This window comes from Corallococcus sp. AB049A (assembly GCF_003668885.1).
GTDB classification, from domain to species: domain Bacteria; phylum Myxococcota; class Myxococcia; order Myxococcales; family Myxococcaceae; genus Corallococcus; species Corallococcus interemptor.
This window is the reverse complement of sequence record NZ_RAWL01000980.1, coordinates 1-479: the sequence shown is the minus strand read 5'-3', so window position 1 is coordinate 479 and position 479 is coordinate 1. Positions and strand designations below refer to the sequence as shown.

At 40.5% G+C, this 479-nt stretch carries 1 protein-coding gene; it reads right to left on the bottom strand.

Translation table 11 applies throughout. From position 1 onward, the window contains the following. Positions 1-479 (bottom strand): hypothetical protein (locus D7X55_RS43860; protein ID WP_158626500.1); only part of this gene is annotated, 479 nt, incomplete at both ends.

The window sequence follows — 479 nt, the reverse complement described above, 5'->3', positions numbered from 1 at the left end:
TCATACCAGTCAGCATGACTGTATAAGTGCTATCAACATTATCCTCAGCATAACGAATTTGGGAAATAAGTTCTGATTTTGATGATTTCTTTGACGCAATTATAGGTGATGCTAATCCCATTCGTAGTTCTTGTTCTTTCGTGATGGAAAGTTCAAATGACAACAGTTTTTCAGGATGATGAATTTGTTCTATTGGTTTCTTTTCTTTCACTTTTTCTTTCGGCAGTTTATCTCTTGTTCGATCCTTTTTGTGTTTATGTTTGCTTTCTCTGTCTGCGGTTTTATCCCTCTTCTTTTTCGATTTGCGATGGTGCAAGTGGCGCCTGTGACGCGTACTCCCCGTTTCTGTTTCCTCCACAGGAGAAAGTGGGGGTATGTCACTGTCTTGGGAGCGAGACATTTCAGGTGTGAGTGGAAGGGGTGGAATTTTTTTCACATCAGATTGGTCATCGTCTGTACTACTAAACTCGTCTGTATTG